This is a genomic window from Richelia intracellularis HH01 (genome assembly GCF_000350105.1).
GTDB classification, from domain to species: domain Bacteria; phylum Cyanobacteriota; class Cyanobacteriia; order Cyanobacteriales; family Nostocaceae; genus Richelia; species Richelia intracellularis.
The window spans coordinates 1-948 of record NZ_CAIY01000032.1; the positions used below are offsets into that span (position 1 = coordinate 1).

Consider the following 948-nt stretch of genomic DNA (forward strand, 5'->3'; position numbering starts at 1 on the left):
ATGCGTTGTTCAATGGCCGAGCGCCATCCCCAAATGTCCATGCAGTGGGTTTGCGCTTTTGGCCTCAGGAATCGGCACTGGAGACAGTCCTCCACCCGGTGGACAGTCTGCCGATTGGAACCTCAGCACACGGACGGAAATCTTTCCGTTGATTCGAGGACTCGTTGAGTACTCGTCGGGTGATGAGGATGGGGCAGTTGATGACGACTACTACGTCCACGTCTTCGTGGACTTTACAGTGGAGGAATGAAAATGGTGAAAAAAAGTAGCTCGAAATTTAATTCGAAATCGAAGGCAAAGCCGAAGAAGAAAGCCACGCTCACGAAGGCGCAAGTGAAGTCATTCATGGGCGCAGTGATGAACCGTGAGGTGTCAGAGATTGAAGGCACGAAGGACACAAAGAAACAGCGTCGTGCAGGTCTCTGAGACCTCTTCCATGCCGGACGAAAGTCTTGGGCATATCGAAGGCAACGGAGCGCCAACAGTCCCCGTTGACGATTCGACGGGAGGCGACCTCCAAGGGGTCGTCGGATGTTTCATCCACGTCGCTCTCCCTCCACTCGCCGACCTCCCAAGGTCCTGCGATGTGCGTGGGGTCGTATTCACCGACGAAGGGGGAACCCTTCTCGGGCATACAGTATTCCCGGGCAGTGTCTCGGAGGCCACGTCGTGGTCGTACATAGGCATAGGGCAGGCCTCTCCATACGGTTCTCAACCGGATGCTCTGAGAGGTCTCGACATAGCATTGGAGATGAAATCCATTGTGGGCAGGCTTGGAAGAGTTCGCCTCGGATTCAATCTCCTTATCCTTGGGCTTATCGGACTTGGAGCCCTTTTCCAATTGGGCTATCCGATAGCGTAGGTTCTTCCCGAAGATGCGGTCGAGACGCAAAAGCGCATCTTCAATCTCGTCGGAGATGGAATCTCCGTCGCATGGGTCAGTCCATG

At 54.5% G+C, this 948-nt stretch carries 1 protein-coding gene; it reads left to right on the plus strand.

Translation table 11 applies throughout. From position 1 onward, the window contains the following. Positions 1 to 669: 669 nt before the first annotated feature. Positions 670 to 948 (plus strand): hypothetical protein (locus tag RINTHH_RS10685; protein ID WP_155943899.1); only part of this gene is annotated, 279 nt, incomplete at its 3' end.